The organism is Lysinibacillus macroides (assembly GCF_001281525.1).
GTDB classification, from domain to species: domain Bacteria; phylum Bacillota; class Bacilli; order Bacillales_A; family Planococcaceae; genus Lysinibacillus; species Lysinibacillus macroides.
Genome location: NZ_LGCI01000006.1, coordinates 193,780 through 211,711 on the forward strand (window position 1 = coordinate 193,780; position 17,932 = coordinate 211,711).

Genomic DNA, 17,932 nt, shown 5'->3' on the forward strand with positions numbered 1-17,932 from the left:
TGGCACAAATACTAATAATTCAATGAGCTATTCTCAATAAAGTTAATTATTAACTATATTGATATAATTAATAAACCTCTTTTAATTAAAACGATTCTCAATCTCATTATCACCCTAAACACTTTACTATCAATATCTATATTGATTATTACTCTCATTTCATTTTTTCTTTTACATTTCTAAAAGCTTAATATAGAATAACATTAATCATAAAAAATATACACATTACACATTGGAGGGATATATTATGGCATGTCCATTCGTACAACTTAGTGAGCAAATGATCGTTAGTATTTGTAAAGGAGAGTTTTATCCAGGTGACAAAATAACACTTCATACTGCAGAAGATATTGATGGCACGGCGATTAAATCTACTTTTGTTGAATCAACTTGCTTAGGTGATCATGATAATTGTGAATTTAAACCTGAATATGATGCAGTCCATGCATAAAATCATTTCTCAACATCGATTATAAGATGAATCTTCAATACAGTAGGGATTTTCGCACATCTCCCACTGATTGGACGTTTCACTCACCTTTGTTTTTACAGGATAAATAGTAAAAGCTACCTCAATCCTAGAGATTTACTCTATGTTGAGGTAGCTTTTTATTAGTTTTTAGGGGTGCACCATTTGACAACTTCATTGCGCTTACGCTCTGCCATTTGTTCAGCAGTGTAAATAATTCGCATTGGATTTCCGCCTGCTAAGCAGCCAGCAGGCACATCCTTATGTACAAGAGTGGCAGCTGAAACAATGGCTCCATCGCCAATTGTCACTCCTGGTAAAATCGTTGAATTCGCACCAATCATTACTTTATTACCAATATGAACATCACCTAAGCGATATTCCTCTATTAAATATTCATGGGCTAAAATAGTCGTATTGAAGCCAATTACCGTATTTTTGCCAATAAAAATACGCTCTGGAAACATCGTATCTGGCATAACCATTAGAGCTAATGAAGTTTGCTCACCTATTGTCATTTTTAAAAACGTACGATAAAGCCAGTTTTTCACACGTAAAAATGGTGTGAAGCGGCCAACTTGAATGATAATGAAACACTTCATCACCTTCCAAAAGGACACCGTGTCGTAAATATGCCAAAGCGAATTGGCTCCTTCGACACGATAGCGTTCTGTTTTACGTGCCATCTAACCTTACCCCTCTTTCACAATATCTAATAAGTCTGACATATGCTGTAGCATATATTCAGGTTTAAATTGCTGTAAGTAAGCCTCTCCTTTAATTGCCCAAGCGACACCAGCTGCTCTTACACCAGCACGATGCCCAGCTTCAATATCGTGCGAATTATCACCAATCATAATGGCATCTTCCTTGTTGATACCTAAGCGTTCTAACGCAAGCAGTACAGGCTCTGGATCGGGCTTCACATTGTTCACATCATCTGTACCAATACGCACATCAAATAGATGCGTTGCTCCAAGAATAGCAAGTCCACGATCGATGGTCTCATTACGTTTCGTCGACACAATAGCCAATCGCATACCTTGAGCTTTTAATCGCTCTAGTGTTGACACAACGTCAGGATATTGGCTAACTAGTTCATCATGATGCTCAATATTCCAAGCTCGATACTTTGCTATCAAAGCTTCTTCTTCCCCTGGTGCAATGTCATTAAATGTCTGTTTCAATGATGGACCAATGAATTTCAAGCAATCTTTTGGCGAATATTGCCCGGGAAATCGTTCATCTAATACATGCATAAATGTTTGAATGATTAAATCATTGGTATTCAATAAAGTCCCATCAAAATCAAATAATAGTGCTTTTACAGCCATTTTTTACAACCCCTTATTTATTATCTAAGTATTTCATGGCTGGTTTCACCTTTATTCTACGATAAATAATGGCACCTAGACCAACTACAATACCAATAATGGATACAACCTGAGCTGAGCGTAAATCTCCAACTAGATATAAACTATCTGTACGCAACCCTTCTATATAAAAGCGGCCAATTGAATACCAAATTAAATAGCCGAAGAATATTTCCCCACGATGTAAATTTACCTTACGTAATACTAATAAGATGATCAGCCCAATTAGGTTCCATACAGATTCATATAAAAATGTAGGATGCACATAAGTGCCTAATTCCTCTATATACATTTGATTGATAATCCAATCAGGTAACATAAGATTTTCTAAAAATTCTTTAGATACAGCCCCTCCATAAGCCTCTTGGTTCATAAAGTTGCCCCATCGTCCTATAATTTGTCCGATTAAAATACTTGGAGCTGCAATATCTGCTACCCGTAAAAAGCTCACATTTTTTATGCGAGTAAATATGTAGGCTGTGACAAATGCCCCGATCAGTGCGCCATGAATCGCAATACCGCCATTCCATATCTCAATGATTTTCCCAGGATTTTCACTATAATAATCCCAACGCATTGATACATAGTAAATACGCGCACAAATGATGGAGATAGGTACTGCCCATAATAATAAATCGGCAAGGAAATCTTCTGGTAACCCTCGCTTAACAGCCTCTCTTTGTCCAACAACATACGCTAAAATAATCCCCGAGACAATAAGCAATCCATACCAGCGTACTGGAATAGGCCCTAAATGAAAGGCAACGGGGTTAATCTGTAATAGTAATAAATCCATCGTCTACTCCTTCCCATTATATCTTGACAATACAAGGCTTTAATCGTCTAACACATCATTCGATGAAATAACTTCATCTAAACGCCTTGAAAATTCCTCTGCCGCATTTACGCCCATTTTCTTTAAACGATAATTCATCGCAGCCACTTCAATAATAACGGAGACATTGCGTCCTGGTCTTACCGGAATTGTCAATTTCGTTAATTCAGTATCAATAATTTTCATCTTCTCTTCTTCTAAGCCTAAGCGATCATATACTTTTTCTGGATCCCAAATTTCCAGCTCAATTATGAGTGTGATTCGTTTATAGGGACGCACGGCACTTGCACCAAATAATGTCATAATATCAATAATGCCAATGCCTCGTATTTCGAGTAAGTGCTCTAATAAGGGCGGGGGGCTGCCGATTAATAAATTTTCAGATTCCTGGCGAATTTCCACACAATCATCCGCTACTAAACGATGCCCCTTTTTCACAAGCTCAAGCGCTGTTTCACTTTTCCCCACACCGCTTTTGCCAATTATAAGTACACCAATCCCATAAACATCGACAAGCACACCATGTGCTGCTGTCATTGGAGCTAAGCGTCCCTCTAAATAGTTTGTCAATCTACTCGAAAATTTGGTTGTTGTCATATGTGTTTTAAAGACGGGAACATGCTCTTCGTTGGAGGCCTGAATAAGCTCCTCAGGTACTTCTAAATCCCTTGAAATAATAATTGCTGGCGTATCCTGTGAACAAAGTAAACGCATACGCTCAAGCTTACTATTGGCTGGTAACATTTCAAAAAAGGACAGCTCCGTTTTACCCAATAATTGTACACGATTTGCTGGATAATGTGTAAAATACCCTGCCATTTCAAGTCCTGGCCTTGAAATATCGCTTGTCACAATCGTTCTTCCTATTCCTTCCTCACCAGCTATTAACTCTAACTTAAATTTCTCCATAACATCTCTTGTTAATACTACGCCCAATAAAAAAGCCTCCAATCAATGGATAAGGTTCTCTCTATTTTAGCATGACTATGTACAAAAGAAATATATTTACGCTTAAGCGTTTACGAGCATAAAAAAACTAGCGGCTCTCCAGCCCGCTAGTTTTTTATGCTCTTATTTTTGAGTTGCTAACCATTGAGCAACAGCCTCTGCATCTTCACCTTTTACCAGACCACCAGGCATTCCAGGTCTACCATTATTGATAACATCTAAAATTTCTGATTCTGATAAACGAGAACCTACATCATTTAATGCTGGTCCACTTGCACCTTGTAGCTCGCCACCATGACAGGAAACACATGATTTCATCGCAATTGCTTCACCATCTGGAGTCGTACTACCTTCATTATCACTTGCATTTTTATCTCCGCCACCACATGCAGCTAAAAAGATTGCTGATCCGAACACTAATGTTAACATTGCTTTTTTCATTAGTACCCCTCCTCATCATCAATAAATACCTTACGCCGCCATTATACCAAAATTATGCACGTTTGAAACCTTCTCCTAACACTTCATATGCATCAGAAACGATAACAAACGCTGATGGATCAACGCTTTTAATGAGTTGTTTCAGCTTTGTGAATTCGGTTTGATAGACGACAACCATTAACACGGGTCGTTCCTCTCCTGTATAGCCGCCAATTGCAGGTAATTTAGTTACGCCACGATCAATTTCAGCATAAATGGCTTCACGTATCTCATCTTGTTTCACTGTAATAATATAAACCATTTTGGACTGGCTAAAGCCAAGCTGAATAATATCAATCGTTTTTGTTGTAACATAAAGTCCAATAAGCGCATACAAACCTTTTTCTAAATCAAAAACAATTGCTGCACTAATCGCAATGATGCCATCTATAAGCAGTACACTTGTCCCAAGCGATAATCCAGTAAACTTCGTAATGATTTGCGCCAGTAAATCAGTGCCACCAGTAGAAGCATTCCCTTTAAAAACAAGACCTATTCCTAAGCCAACTACAATTCCGCCAAAAAGAGCTCCCAACAATGGATTATTCGTCCAAGGCTCCCAGCTATTTGTTAGTAACACAACAGACGGTAAGGTAATCGTTCCAATAAATGACTTAATTCCGAATTTTTTGCCCAAAAATATGATCCCTGCAATAAATAACGGAATATTAAATGCATATTGAATAATTCCCGGATTCCAGCCAAATAAACCATGTAATATTGTACTAATACCACTTACGCCACCTGAAGCGACTTGATTTGGTAATAAAAACACATTAAAGCCAATAGCAATCACTGCCGCTCCTATCATCACATATACATATTCTATAATGCTTTCCTTCATATCATGCTTCATTTCTCCACGCCCACTTCAACTATCAGAATTTTTTTAAGACGAAATGATTATAGCAAATACTTATTGTATTGAGAACTTCATCTCGATGAAGAGAATCTGCTATTACGAGCAACACAAAATAAGCTATCTTCGTAACAGCAAGACAACTTATTAAGGAGGTTATAGAAAACTTGGGACTCGCTACTTAAAAGGATTTTTCTGCCCACTCCATTGCTTCGTAATATACTTGCTCCATATCCTCTAATTGTAAATTAACTTGTGGAGCTAATGCTTCTAAACGGGCCCAATCTAATTTCCCTAAAGCACTACTAAACGCTAAATAGGGAGACATTTCTGTTTCATATCCTAAAAGTGTCCTCGTAATATTCTCTGAAAAAGGAAGCTGCTGTAAAATAGCATCCATTGGTCTTTGTAATAATGTATCGATCAGTGAAAACATCCCCACTAAAAAGTATTCCGAAAAATTCCTTTTATAGGACAGCTTTGCTAATTTTTCGCAGACTTTTGCTCGGAATAATGAGGTACATATGATTTCCCTAAAAATATCAGAATCGGTATTCCTATCAATTTCACGCATCGCCAATAAATAAATCCATTTACGTAAATTCGGTATTCCCAGTAAGACAATCGCTTGTTTAATGGAGCGTACCTTTGATTTAGAGCGCTGAGATGAATAATTAATCATTTGTAATAATTTATACGTCAATGAAATGTCTCGTTCAATATTTTCCGCCAGTAATTGAATATTTGGCTCTTCTTCCTTTAATAACGAGATAATATGAATATACTGAAGGGTATTCGCTGGAATATCTGTTGCTTGTATAATTTGAGGCTGCTCAAAAAAGTAGCCTTGAAATAATACATAGCCAGAAGACTTGGCCACTTCAAATTGATGGTGTGTCTCCACTTTTTCTGCTAATAATCGAATATGTGGAAAATTTTCTTTGATCTTATTTTCAATTTCCATTCTTTTCACGATGGATGATGCTAGAAAATCGACTTTAATATAATCGATTTGTTGAAATAATTCATCATAGATTTCCACCTGTTCCTTCATCATAAAATCATCTAATGCAATGTGAAAGCCATATTTTTTTAGCTCGATAACACGCTCTACCAATTCTGGCGTAAGTGGTACATCCTCCAAGATTTCAATCACAACCTGAGAAGGTTTTAAAAATTCATGAATGGAGCTCATTAATAGGTTTTCAGTAAAATTAACAAAACCAGGTTTGCCTTTTGTTACTTCTTCAAAACCAATTGAAAGAAATGAGTTCACCAATACATCAATCGTTGCTGCATCTGAATCGACCAATGGAAAGGCATTTTTTGTATTATTACCACGGTACAATAATTCATACGCAACGATCTGTTCATGCAGATTGAAAATAGGCTGCCTGCCAATAAATACTTCCATTTCGTTGCCCCCATTTCTCCATATTCTAGTAATTAATAGTATATCATTTTTTATGACCTGCTGCTTATTGTTCACTACAATTTTCTATCATCATACAAAAGCCATTTCCTTATATGGAGGGCTTTTTAAGTTAGTTTTAATCTGGACATTTTCTATTATTTAGCATATAGTACATTACAACAGTAATGTACTATATTACATAATACAGAGGGGAGGTTTTTTGATTGCATATTCAGCTAAATAATTCAATACCCATATACCTCCAAATTGCTGAGTGGCTTCAACACGAAATCATTGCTGATCGCTTACAGGCAGATGAGAAAGTTTATTCACAATATCAGCTTGCTGAGTTGTTCAATATTAATCCAGCAACAGCTGGTAAAGGATTAACACTTTTACTTGAAGAGCAGCTACTTTACAAAAAACGCGGATTAGGGATGTTTGTGATAGCCGATGCGAAGGACAAAATTTTACGAAAGCGGCGCAATGAAATATTAACAAAAATGGCAAAGGACCTTGTATTAGAGGCTAGACGTTTACTTGTGTCGGATGAAGAATTGTTACGACTTATTCAAAAAACTCAGGAGGAATTAAAATGAAGGTTATTCGATGTGAACAGTTAAGTAAAAGCTATGGGCATCGGCAGGCACTTCAGCAAGTCACTTGTGCTATCGATGGTCAAAAAATTGTAGGGATTATTGGGCGAAATGGCGCTGGTAAATCAACATTACTACATATTTTTTCAGGGCATATAAAAGCAACAAATGGTACATGTCAACTATTCGATCAAAACCCATTTAATAATATTCGAACGGCTGCTAATACCATTTTAATTGACGATCAATTAAGCTTCTCTAATTATTTATCACTATCAGATATATTAACAATGGCCGCTGATTTTTACCCTAATTGGCAAAATGACTTAGCCTATCGCTTGCTCCAGTATGCCGAAATTGATCTTGCTGTGAAACACCAACAGCTATCAAAGGGACATAGAGCTATTTTTAATGTTGTTTACGGGCTAGTTGCTCGTTGTGCCTTCACGATTTTAGATGAGCCGATGAATGGCATGGATGAAGCGATACGCCAGGATTTCTATCGAGTTATTTTAAAAGAATATATCGCCTTTCCTCGCACGATTTTAATTGCAAGTCACCATTTACAAGAGATGGAAACGATTTTAGAGGAAATTTTATTACTTCATAAGGGGAAAATAATTACTCATGCTACTATTGATGAATTGAGAGAACAGCTTATTTCTTTAACCGGACCAAATGAAGAAATAGATGTATTATGTGCCTATCTACCCATCTATGCCCGTAAGACGATGGCTAATTTATCTTCTATTATTGTTGATGCCTATCAGCTCAAGCTGTCCCATGAGGAATTACAAGCAAGAGGAATCACTCAGACAGCACTATCTGTAAGCGATGTATGCAAATATTTAACCTATGAAGAAGGAAGTGATATTGATGCAATCTTTGACTAAGCTATCTCCCATCCTTATTATAAAAAAACAAGTTAAGTGGAAGGCAAAGCTCTATATTTCAGCTCTTAGCTCACTTGTTATCTTGCAAATTATTTTCACTTTGCTATTTTTCAACCATGGTAATGCTTCAGAGGGCTATGGTCGTGGAAATGTAAATGTACAATTTTTTATTTATTCATTGGATGTTTATGTAATGGTTGCTATGCTGTGGGCTTTTATTACAGGGCTGCTTTTTTCTACAAAGGCGTATCGCCGAGATGATTTAGCTATTATTTCAAGTCAGGCATCTAGTGCTATAGCTACTATTTTAGTAGTTATTTTATATAGTATGATAGCGGTTATGATTATCGCTGCTTCCTATTATATTCAATTAATAGGGCTGTTCTTACGACAAAAGGATGCTTTCATCATTGATCAGCTTATTATCTCACCGTCCATTTTACTCGTATGCTTCGGTAGTATTTGTTTATTTGGAGCAGTTGGCTTACTGGTAGGCTATTGTTTCCAGGGGCCCATTATAGTTAAACTAGCTACTATACTTTTCTTTATTGTCAGCCTTTTTGTCCTTATTGTCTATCCAGAGTTCATTAATTTGCAATCATTTATTCTTTTGTCAAATCTTAAGATTAGCATCTGCTGTTTCCTTCTAGCGATTCTATGCTTTGGTCTCACAATTTGGATTGCTCATCAATCGGAGGTGTCTGCCCTATGACTTCTTTTATGATGCTATTTTTATTTATGCTTCTGGTTATCACTTTTCTATTAAGCAAATTTAGTAGGATCACACAAAAATTTTGGTCACCTCGAAAAATTATCATTGGGATTACAGGTTATCTTCTACTTGGGTTGTGTGCCTTTCTTTATGTAAGCTTTTTCGCAGAGTCACCCATCCAAGTATTATCTGGAACGGACTTAAAAACTATCGAAAAGAATAGCCATACTATTCAAGCATACGATCAAGAATACAATGCATCTTATTTAACCGAGGATCATCTACGGAAAACATGGGAATTTGATTTCCAAGGTACGGAATTACCTGTAATTTCCGATAACAATACTCCTGGCTTTCACTTTAATGTTCGTTATCGCTATAATGACGATATGCCAGCAGGTAAGGCGCTTGTATCCTATTATCAATTTCAAGATATTGTTGATGGTATTGATATTTCTGCTGAAATACCACTACCTCATCTCTACATGGAGCAGAACGAATTAGTGATTCAAGCATTACCTGAGCATCGTGTTCAATATTATCGAGCAAAAGCATCCTTCATGCTTTTAGATTTTCATCGCTATCACGAGCAAGGTGGATATACACTTTTCGCTCCCTCTTCCAATGTTATTGTGATTGATATCTCTCCTCATACAACCCTTGAAGATCGTCAAGGGCTTATTCAATATTTACAATAGCTAAATGAAAGGACAGTCCAAGTGATGGTTACTCACTTTAGGACTGTCCTTACTATTTACCAGTTTTAGATTTAATAGCTCCAATTACCGCAGGCACAACAGAGATAAAAATAATCAAAATAAGTACGGTTGAGAAGTTATCTTTAATGATAGGAATATTACCAAAGAAGTAGCCAAGTAACGTACAGCTGAATACCCATAAAAATGCACCCACAACATTATAAAGTAGGAAATAGCCATAATTCATTCTACTTGCACCCGCAACAAATGGGATAAATGTACGGATAAAGGGCATAAAGCGGGCAATAACAATTGTTTTCCCACCATGTGTATTAAAGAATCTTTCAGCTGCCTCCATACGCTCCTTTTTCACTACCTTGCCAAGAAAACTAGTTGGAGGAATCGATGTTCCTACCTTATGACCAATATGATAGTTCATCGTATCACCTAGAATCGCTGCTGTTAAAAATACAGGGATTAAAATCCACATATCAAAGGCTCCCACTGCCGCTGCTAACGTTCCACTAGCAAATAGCAATGAATCTCCTGGTAAGAATGGGAAAATAACAACGCCTGTCTCCACAAAAACAATTGCAAATAAAATAAGATAACTCCAATTGCCAAAATCACGAATAATCTCTTCTAAATGCACATCAATATGTACAATAAAACTAATTAAATCTCGAATAAGCTCAATCATTGCATATAGGCTCTCTTTCTCTATTATCGGTTTATTTATTAACTAACCTACATCGAGCTATAAGTCGCTCATTTGTCACTCCGAAGACTTTGACGTTATAGCTGTCCAAAGGTTGCAATTCCATTAGCTACTATATGCTCGAATGCATGAAGTTATGTTCCATGACTGATTCTATCATTTGTCGATAGAGCCCTTCAACTGATTTCTAGCTCAAATGCCAAGAGATCTAACACCTAAAACAACTATTTATAGGATGTCATATAAATATCACATAATAAAATCCCTCTATGTTAAGAGCACATAGAAAATCGGCCTCCATCTAAAATAATGGAAGCCGACTTTCTGTTTTATACCCTCTCTTTAAGAGAACGGCGCAATATTTTTCCTGTCGTATTTTTCGGTAATTCATCCATAATTTCAATAACCTTGGGCACTTTGTATTTCACCATATGTTTGGCACAATAAGCTAGTAAGTCCTCTGTTGAAGTGGCTGCTACCTCTTTGAGCACAACATATGCATGTACCGCCTCTCCTAAATTCGGATCAGGGAAGCCCACAACCGCTGCCTCTACAATATTATTGTGAGCAAATAACACTTCCTCCACCTCTCGTGGATAAACATTATAGCCCCCTACAATAATCATATCCTTTTTACGATCAACAATGTAGAAATAACCTTCCTCATCCACCTTCGCTAAATCGCCTGTGTAGAGCCAGCCATCACGGATTGCCATTGTCGTTTCCTCTGGTAGCTTATAGTAGCCCTTCATCACATTCGGTCCCCGAACAATTAGCTCTCCTACCTCACCAACAGGTACTTCCTGACCATTCACGTCCACCACCTTATTTTCCACATTATGAATGGATGTGCCAATAGAGCCCGGCTTACGTTCACGATCCAATGGATTAAAGCATGTTACAGGTGACGCCTCCGATAAACCATAGCCCTCTGACACACGTACATTAAATTTCTGCTCGAAATTATGTAATAATGCAACAGGTAAGGAGGCTCCTCCTGAAACAGCTAAGCGAATTGTTGAAAAATCTTCAGGATTGCCTTCTGGTAATTGATATAAGAAATTATACATCGTTGGAACACCTGCAAATACCGTTGCCTGTTGCTCTCTTGCTAATGCGAAAATTTCTGCTGGGCTAAAGCGTGGTACAAGCAAAACAGTTGCTCCGCTTAATAATGGTGCATTTACGACAACCGTTAAAGCAAATACATGAAACACTGGCAATGTAGCAATGACACGATCATCAGCTCTTATGCCTAAATAATGGGCAACATCACGAGCGTTTGAATAGATATTTCCATGTGTCAGCATTGCTCCTTTCGGGCTGCCAGTTGTACCAGAAGTGTATAAGATTATAGCATTATCATCCTCTGCTACTTCAACAGGCTGTAAAGCTTCAGTAGCATTGGCAATCACATGTGTAAATAAATACGTTTTGTCACGGGCCTCTGGTGATAAAGCCGCCACTTTTTCAGCTATATCTGCTGTGGTTTCACAAACAATAAATGCTTGTACCTTTGGAAATGCCTGTACACCCTTCTCAACTAATGGTAGCAGGGCATCTAGTGCAATCACTGCCTTCACATCCCCATTATGCAAAATATAAGAAATTTCATCTGGCGTATAAATCGGATTAACAGGTATTGCCGTTGCGCCTAATCGCATTGTTGCATACAACGCAATTAAATAATGTGGTGTATTGCCAAGTAAAAACGCCACATGGTCTCCCTTTTCGATGCCTAAGTCTTGTAACCCCTTTGCAAAACGTCCAACCGTATGTTCAAATTCCCCATACGTTGTATCCTTCCCCATAAAATGATATGCCACTTTTTCTGGTTGTTCTATTGCCTGTTGACGAACACATGAAACTAAATTCAATTACACCATCCCCTTTGTTGTATAAAATGAATCTCTATTCAGTAATATTATATAAGAAATATATCTAAAAGACAATGAATCTTTTTATTTCATGTTGTAAATTAGCTTAAGTAATCCGTTTTTTGCTCTTTTAAACGAATTCTTTATGAGCGAATATGAGAGATGTAACGCCAACGAATTAAATAAAAATACACCACCTGTATGAATACAAAAAAGCCAAACGCGAAAAATACCTCTTTCACAATAGAAATATTCGCAATATCTTTTAAAATGCCTTGCACCATTAAAAAAGCAAAGGCACTATGCATCATTGCCACCCCCCACGGTAGGAAAAATTGCGGAAATAAGTGGCGATTCACAAGCTTTTTTAGCTCTCCATCCGTTAAACCCATACGCTTTAACACATCAAATTTACGCTTTTCTCGTTCAAGTGAAGTATGCAATTTAAAGTAAACAAAGCTTCCCGCTGCAAGTAAAAATACCGTTGCTACCAACACACCCACTAACGTAAATAGAGAGTAGGTAGCTAATATATAAGAATAATTTAATCCTGCATTTTCAAAGTAAAAGGGACTAAATTTATCCTTTTTATTAAAATATAAATTTGTTTCTAAACTAGCGATTTCCTTACCGATCTCTTTTGTTTCCATCCATTGTGGAATAACAAATGTAAATAAATGATAGCTTGGCTGACGAATATCTTTATCCAAAATTGGACGAATAAGCTTCGCAAAGTCCTCATCACTAATCACAATTGAGTTCACACTAACAATTGATCCAGGAAAGACAATCTTAGGATAGACGCTATCGATTGTTATCGGTATCGCATTTTCCTCCAGCACTGTATGCACAACTCGATTTTTTAATTTTTTTAGTGAGTCCTCTGAATAAGGTATAAAGACTGCCTCTCCTGCAGCAAGATTCAATAATGGATAACTGTAGGACGAAAGCAAAACATTCATATCCGACTCTCGAAATACCTCGACTTCATTTTGTGTAAAGGACGAGGTTTGCTTAATCACAACAAAACGAGACAGCTGATAGGATAATCCCTTGTCCTCTAATTGCAGACGTAAAGAATTAATATGCTCCCGCTCATAAGGGTTATCGACATCGCCTTTATATACGAGTCCTAATGGGTTTAAACGATCGTATTGTATTGTATAAGAGGACATTGTGGCTAAGATACCTACAGCTAAAAAGGCAAGCGTTGAAACCATTGTCACCACAAAAAACATCTTCACATTATCCATCATAATATGGGTTTGCTCAGCAAGTGACAGCAGACGATAGCGTCGCCAATAAAATTTACGTTTGCCACGTGCTAAATCTATAAAACATGGAACAGAATCACTAAAAAAATAATATGTGCCAAAAGTTGCTGAAAATGGGATTAATAACGTTAATTCAATGAACGAAGTATGTCCCACAACAAAAGCTAAAATATACGTTGCTAAAATCAAAGCGACGCCGTATATAGCACGAATTTTAGAATAGGTTGCTAAGCTACTTAAATAATCACTGCCTTTTATCAAATCACGTAATTTTCGTTCTCGTGTAAAATACACACTAATAAAGGAAATAACAACAAAGGCACTTGTAAAGACACCAATTGTCAGTAAAAAGGGCTCCCAAGAAACATACAATGGTAATTCCTCTAAATGCAAAATCTCGCGCACAATCATAAAAAAGAATTTAGAAAATGAAAAGCCAAAAATAATTCCTACAATAATGGAGCCTGAGCCAATAATCATAGTCTCTAAAAAGACAAGCCTATTCATCTGGCGCTTTTCCATCCCTAAATGTAATAAAATTGCAAACTCATGTGAGCGCGCCTCCAAAAAGGCACTCATGGAATAATATAAAAAGAATAGTGTAAAAAGGACGAGTACAATCTCAGCACCCACCATTCCAATCAGTGATACTTCCCCTAATATTCCTCGTTCAATATCAGGATGAAACATCAGCATGGAATAGATAAAAAATACAGCCACAGAAAAAAAGCTTGCCATGAAAAAGGCACCATATATCCGGCTGTTCCGCACGACATTACGGTAAGCGAATTGTCGAAAGGTCACCTACTTGCCCTCCTCCTAGTAAGCTCAAAACATTTAATATACGCTGGAAAAACATTTGACGACGATCATCTCGATAAATTTCATTGAAAAATTCACCATCTTTAATAAATAGCACACGATCACAGTAGCTTGCTGCAATTGGATCATGTGTCACCATCACAATCGTCGTTTGTTTATCCTGATTTACTTTAGTTAACAGTTCAAGGACATCTCGAGATGAATTGGAATCTAAATTACCTGTTGGCTCATCCGCTAAAATAATGCTTGGATTATGGATAAGCGCACGTCCTATTGCAGTTCTTTGTGCTTGTCCACCAGATATTTCATTTGGTCGTTTATGCAGAAAAGAAGTTAAGTCTAGCTTTTCTACAATACTTGCCAAACGCTCCTCCATCACCTCTAATGGCTGCTGGTCTAATGTTAATGGCAGCACAATATTTTCTTCAACCGTTAACATATGCAAAAGGTTAAAATCCTGAAACACAAAGCCTAGCTGTCTTCTTCTAAAAAAGGCAAGCTCTGTGGCATTTAACTTATGCGGATTCATGCCATCTACAATAATTTCACCGCTTGTTGGTTCATCAATTGTTGAAATAATATTGAGTAGTGTTGTTTTACCGCTTCCTGAAGGCCCCATTACTGCTAAAAATTCACCTTCTTCTACCTCAAAGCTTAGTTGATTTAAGGCTCGATGTGTTACCTTGCCCTCATATACTTTTGTGACATCTTTAATTTGTAAAATAGGCATACTGTATTCACCTTATTTCTTTATTAATTCTAAGGATGCTGGTAACACTACTTCAAAGCCAATATGAAAATGAGGCTCTGCCAATGTGGAACCTTCCTCAATCAGGCTAAAGCAATGTTCGCCAATAACAACATCCCAAGCATCCATTTCTCCCTCGATAATTTCACCACATACCGTATAATAGCCACTATACATCATTTGCCCTCCCTCTACAGGAAAAGCATTTAATAGTGTCGGTTGTTGTAAGTCTAGCCCAAGCGTATTTGAAAAATGCAGTAAATCTGCATCAAGTATTTGATTTGCCTCACAAAAGCTTTCATATATTGCTTCATCATGTACTGATATTTGGGTTGCACAAAGAGCCTGTGTTTTCTCTTTTTCAATCTTTAATAACCAGCTAGCTACACATACCTCTGCCATCATCATTCCCCCTAATTCGTAAATGTCACCGTCACGATTGTTCCTTGTCCTACTTCTGATGTAATGGTTAATTCATGCCCTAGCTTTTCACAGATTTCTTTGGCTAAGTAAAGACCCATTCCTGTAGATTCTCCTGTTTTACGGCCATTTTCACCCGTAAAAAAAGCCTTTGTCACACGAGAAAGATCGGAGGCAGGAATGCCAATTCCTTCATCACAAATGGCTAGCTGTACATAGTCATCCTTTTGAATAGCAGAAATCACAATTTTTTTATTGGCTTCAAATGTATACTTAACTGCATTGGTAATAAATTGACCAAGAATAAAGCGAAGCCATTTCGAATCACTTGCAACGACCAGGTCATCCTCGACATGAATTTCAGGGAAAACTCTTTTCGTAATAAATAAACGTTTATTTTCATTAACAGTTGCAGTCACAATTGCTTTTAACGGAACCTGCTCTACTTGCATGTCATCTTCAAAATTTTCTAAGCGTGCATTGACAAGCACCATATCCAAGCCTCTACGCAAACGATCAATTTCCTCCTGTACATTCTTTTTATCGAGAGGACGATCATCCTGCAATAATAATTCAATAACAGATATAGGTGTTTTCATCTGATGCACCCATTGATTCATAAATTGGTCATGCCGTTTTTGACTTGCATAGAGCGAGTGTAGCTCATGCTGGTACAGTCGATACAATTCATGCATATATTTTTCTGTTTGTATAGCCTCAGGTGTTTTCGCATTTTTTTGCAATACATCCTCCATTGTAGTAGGAAGCTGCGTTATTTTTAATAAATAGCGTTGGCGCATTAAATAACGGATAAGTAAAAATGATGCTAATAATACAAGACTGATACAGAAGGAATAAATCGCTGTATTGACATTTCGAAACCCATCTAGCGCATATAAAACCATAATAAAACCAACTAGTAAAAGCTGGAACACAATAAATGAGACATAGTCACGTAAAAATAATTTCCAGCCCACTACAGCTCACCTGCACTTAATATAAAACGATAGCCTGCACCACGCACAGTTTCGATGGTTGATTTTATATCATAATCCGCTAATTTTTTGCGTACGCGTGTCATATTAACATTCAGCGTATTCTCATCGACAAATGCCTGATCATCCCACAGCTCCTCCAGTAGTTGCTCGCGTGTAACCACCTTTGGCGCATTGCCCATTAAAAGCTCCAATATAATACACTCTTTTTTCTGGAGAGGAATGGCTAAATCATTTTTATGTAATTCCATCCTTTCTAAATGAAGAATAAGCTGTCCTTGCTTAATTGTTCGCTCCTCCTGTTTTGCTGCATACTCACCATATGTACGACGCAAATGACTACGAATTTTAGCCAACACAATCTCATAGTTAAATGGCTTTGTAATAAAATCATCGCCACCATTTTCAAGCGCAAAAATTTGGTCCATTTCTCCAGAACGTGCAGAAATAAAAATAATTGGACATGTTGTATGCTGACGTAGCTGACGGCACCAATAATAGCCATCATAGGCAGGTAAATTTATATCAAGCAGCACCATATGTGGATTAAATGCTGTAAACTCTTCAATAAGATGATCAAATTTTTGAATGGTTTCAACCTCGTATTGATATTTTCTAAGTGTTTCCGCTAGTAATGAAGCGATCTTCACATCATCTTCAACGATAAATATTCGATGCTTTTCCATATTGATTAGCACTCCTTTCTTTACTATATTGTATCAAAAAAAGGTTCGACGACATAATTGTCAGCGAACCTTTCGTCAAAAAAACCTTTATTTTCCTTAATAAATTAATTGTAAAAAGTCCTCAGTTGAAATTCCGCCAAAATATGTAGGAATATCAATATCTGCTAATGCCTTAGCAATAGCGGCCCTGTCGTAGTTGGTCCCAACTAAGCGCTGTTCTATATCAGCTATATCGCCTACACCGAAGAAATCACCAAAAATATGTGCCTCTTCAATTACACCATGGTTGACTTCGAGACGAATATCAATACCACCCGATGGGAAGCGGTGTGTTTTTTGAATATTGAAGCGTGGCGATTTACCATAGTTCCACTCCCATGTTTGATAGCGCTCCGCCGATAACTTATGAATATTTGCCCAATCTTCCTCAGTCAGCTCATAATAACGGATATTTTCTTCTCCACCAAAAATAGATTTTAAAATTTCGAGACGGAATTCTTCAATTGTCATTTTTTCTTGCAAAAACTCAGAAATATTGGCAACTCGTGAGCGAATGGATTTAATACCCTTCGATTCAATTTTATCCTTTTTCACCTTTAGGGCTGAAACAACCGCATCAATTTCTGTATCAAACATCAAAGTACCATGACTAAACATGCGACCCTTTGTTGAAAACTGTGCGTTGCCCGACACCTTGCGCCCCTCTGCTAAAATATCATTGCGCCCTGAGAGCTCTGCATTGACACCCATTTTTGCCAGCGCATCAACAACCGGCTGTGTGAATTTTTTATAATTCATAAAGCTATCGCCATCATCATTTGTAATAAAGCTAAAGTTAAGATTCCCTAAATCATGATAAACAGCTCCACCACCTGAAAGGCGTCGTACAACAATAATACCATTATCCTCTACATAGTCTGTATTGATTTCTTCAATCGTATTTTGATTTTTACCAATGATAATGGCAGGCTGATTAATGTAAAAAAGCAATACCGGTTCCTTCTCAACATCCATTGTTTTTAATAAATACTCCTCAATAGCAAGGTTAATGCGTGGGTCATGGATCCCTTTATTATCAACGAAAATCATAGTTTACGTTTCCTCCTTCACAAAAT

General features: G+C 37.2%; 20 protein-coding genes. 5 read left to right on the forward strand and 15 right to left on the reverse strand.

Annotated features, from left to right (window positions below):
• Positions 1 to 247: 247 nt before the first annotated feature.
• The gene (locus ADM90_RS11220) at positions 248 to 451 is read left to right on the forward strand and encodes a hypothetical protein (protein ID WP_053995108.1); all 204 of its coding nucleotides are present in this window, start codon (positions 248 to 250) and stop codon (positions 449 to 451) included.
• A gap of 161 nt (positions 452 to 612) precedes the next feature.
• On the opposite strand, the gene ADM90_RS11225 is transcribed toward ADM90_RS11220, so the two are convergent.
• From ADM90_RS11225 to ADM90_RS11255, 7 genes are all read right to left on the reverse strand, one after another.
• Complete coding sequence (locus ADM90_RS11225) at positions 613 to 1,155, reverse strand: acyltransferase (protein ID WP_053995109.1); 543 nt, start codon at positions 1,153 to 1,155, stop codon at positions 613 to 615.
• A gap of 6 nt (positions 1,156 to 1,161) precedes the next feature.
• Positions 1,162 to 1,803 carry a pyrophosphatase PpaX gene (ppaX, locus tag ADM90_RS11230; RefSeq protein ID WP_053995110.1) on the reverse strand — a complete coding sequence of 214 codons (642 nt, stop codon included), beginning with the start codon at positions 1,801 to 1,803 and terminating at the stop codon, positions 1,162 to 1,164.
• A 13-nt stretch (positions 1,804 to 1,816) separates the two neighbouring features.
• A complete protein-coding gene (gene lgt / locus ADM90_RS11235; RefSeq protein ID WP_053995111.1) occupies positions 1,817 to 2,638 on the reverse strand; it encodes a prolipoprotein diacylglyceryl transferase in 822 nt (273 codons plus the stop codon).
• Positions 2,639 to 2,677: 39 nt separating this feature from the next.
• Positions 2,678 to 3,613: an HPr(Ser) kinase/phosphatase gene (gene hprK, locus ADM90_RS11240; RefSeq protein WP_053995112.1), complete on the reverse strand. Its 936-nt coding sequence runs from the start codon at positions 3,611 to 3,613 to the stop codon at positions 2,678 to 2,680.
• 135 nt (positions 3,614 to 3,748) lie between these two features.
• Entirely contained in the window at positions 3,749 to 4,066 is a 318-nt protein-coding gene (cccB, locus tag ADM90_RS11245; protein WP_053995113.1) for a cytochrome c551, read from the reverse strand.
• Between the two features lie 52 nt (positions 4,067 to 4,118).
• Positions 4,119 to 4,961, reverse strand: a complete 843-nt coding sequence (locus ADM90_RS11250) for a YitT family protein (protein WP_053995114.1) — start codon at positions 4,959 to 4,961, stop codon at positions 4,119 to 4,121.
• A 184-nt stretch (positions 4,962 to 5,145) separates the two neighbouring features.
• The gene (locus tag ADM90_RS11255; protein WP_053995115.1) at positions 5,146 to 6,378 is read right to left on the reverse strand and encodes an EAL and HDOD domain-containing protein; all 1,233 of its coding nucleotides are present in this window, start codon (positions 6,376 to 6,378) and stop codon (positions 5,146 to 5,148) included.
• Positions 6,379 to 6,602: 224 nt separating this feature from the next.
• Here ADM90_RS11255 and ADM90_RS11260 point away from each other — a divergent pair, with 224 nt between their 5' ends.
• The 4 genes from ADM90_RS11260 to ADM90_RS11275 are packed head-to-tail and all read left to right on the forward strand — an operon-like array spanning position 6,603 to position 9,277.
• On the forward strand, positions 6,603 to 6,977 hold the full coding sequence (locus ADM90_RS11260; protein WP_053995116.1) for a GntR family transcriptional regulator: 375 nt from the start codon (positions 6,603 to 6,605) through the stop codon (positions 6,975 to 6,977).
• Positions 6,974 to 7,867: an ATP-binding cassette domain-containing protein gene (locus ADM90_RS11265; protein WP_053995117.1), complete on the forward strand. Its 894-nt coding sequence runs from the start codon at positions 6,974 to 6,976 to the stop codon at positions 7,865 to 7,867. Before ADM90_RS11260 ends, ADM90_RS11265 begins: the two co-directional genes overlap by 4 nt.
• Positions 7,851 to 8,579: a hypothetical protein gene (locus ADM90_RS11270; RefSeq protein WP_053995118.1), complete on the forward strand. Its 729-nt coding sequence runs from the start codon at positions 7,851 to 7,853 to the stop codon at positions 8,577 to 8,579. The genes ADM90_RS11265 and ADM90_RS11270 overlap by 17 nt, the downstream gene beginning before the upstream one ends.
• Complete coding sequence (locus tag ADM90_RS11275) at positions 8,576 to 9,277, forward strand: hypothetical protein (protein ID WP_053995119.1); 702 nt, start codon at positions 8,576 to 8,578, stop codon at positions 9,275 to 9,277. Before ADM90_RS11270 ends, ADM90_RS11275 begins: the two co-directional genes overlap by 4 nt.
• A gap of 52 nt (positions 9,278 to 9,329) precedes the next feature.
• Here ADM90_RS11275 and ADM90_RS11280 read toward each other — a convergent pair whose 3' ends face one another.
• The 8 genes from ADM90_RS11280 to ADM90_RS11315 form a co-directional block, all read right to left on the reverse strand.
• Entirely contained in the window at positions 9,330 to 9,977 is a 648-nt protein-coding gene (locus ADM90_RS11280; RefSeq protein ID WP_053995120.1) for a VTT domain-containing protein, read from the reverse strand.
• Positions 9,978 to 10,324: 347 nt separating this feature from the next.
• Positions 10,325 to 11,872, reverse strand: coding sequence for a fatty acid--CoA ligase family protein (locus ADM90_RS11285; protein WP_053995121.1), 1,548 nt, complete (start codon positions 11,870 to 11,872; stop codon positions 10,325 to 10,327).
• Positions 11,873 to 12,015: 143 nt separating this feature from the next.
• A complete protein-coding gene (locus ADM90_RS11290) occupies positions 12,016 to 13,950 on the reverse strand; it encodes an FtsX-like permease family protein (RefSeq protein ID WP_053995122.1) in 1,935 nt (644 codons plus the stop codon).
• Positions 13,922 to 14,698 carry an ABC transporter ATP-binding protein gene (locus ADM90_RS11295; protein ID WP_053995123.1) on the reverse strand — a complete coding sequence of 259 codons (777 nt, stop codon included), beginning with the start codon at positions 14,696 to 14,698 and terminating at the stop codon, positions 13,922 to 13,924. The genes ADM90_RS11290 and ADM90_RS11295 overlap by 29 nt, the downstream gene beginning before the upstream one ends.
• A gap of 12 nt (positions 14,699 to 14,710) precedes the next feature.
• Entirely contained in the window at positions 14,711 to 15,118 is a 408-nt protein-coding gene (locus ADM90_RS11300) for a hypothetical protein (protein ID WP_053995124.1), read from the reverse strand.
• Positions 15,119 to 15,129: 11 nt separating this feature from the next.
• The gene (locus ADM90_RS11305) at positions 15,130 to 16,113 is read right to left on the reverse strand and encodes a sensor histidine kinase (RefSeq protein ID WP_053995125.1); all 984 of its coding nucleotides are present in this window, start codon (positions 16,111 to 16,113) and stop codon (positions 15,130 to 15,132) included.
• On the reverse strand, positions 16,113 to 16,817 hold the full coding sequence (locus ADM90_RS11310) for a response regulator transcription factor (protein WP_053995126.1): 705 nt from the start codon (positions 16,815 to 16,817) through the stop codon (positions 16,113 to 16,115). Before ADM90_RS11310 ends, ADM90_RS11305 begins: the two co-directional genes overlap by 1 nt.
• A 96-nt stretch (positions 16,818 to 16,913) precedes the next feature.
• Positions 16,914 to 17,906: a lipoate--protein ligase gene (locus ADM90_RS11315; RefSeq protein WP_053995127.1), complete on the reverse strand. Its 993-nt coding sequence runs from the start codon at positions 17,904 to 17,906 to the stop codon at positions 16,914 to 16,916.
• Positions 17,907 to 17,932: the final 26 nt, after the last annotated feature.